Origin of the sequence: Pseudomonas sp. HY13-MNA-CIBAN-0226, from assembly GCF_040310305.1 — a bacterium.
Classification (GTDB): domain Bacteria; phylum Pseudomonadota; class Gammaproteobacteria; order Pseudomonadales; family Pseudomonadaceae; genus Aquipseudomonas; species Aquipseudomonas gregormendelii.
The window spans coordinates 1-238 of sequence record NZ_JBEOPS010000605.1; the positions used below are offsets into that span (position 1 = coordinate 1).

Sequence of the window (238 nt, forward strand, 5' to 3'; positions counted from 1 at the left end):
GTGGAGGCGAGCGCGAAGCCGGTCGTCGCGGCGCTGCACAGCGTCGTGATGGGCGGCGGCCTCGAGCTCGCGCTCGGCGCGCATTACCGCGTCGCGGCGCCGGGCGCGCAGGTCGCGCTGCCCGAGGTGAAGCTCGGGCTGCTGCCGGGCGCGGGCGGCACGCAACGCCTGCCGCGCGCGGTCGGGCTCGAAACCGCGCTGAACATGATCGTGTCGGGTGCGCCGGTGCCGTCGGAGC

At 76.9% G+C, this 238-nt stretch carries 1 protein-coding gene; it reads left to right on the forward strand.

The annotated features are described in order from the left end of the window. Positions 1-238, forward strand: a 238-nt coding sequence (locus AAEZ05_RS30095) for an enoyl-CoA hydratase-related protein (protein WP_350650320.1), incomplete at both ends; no start/stop codon positions are given.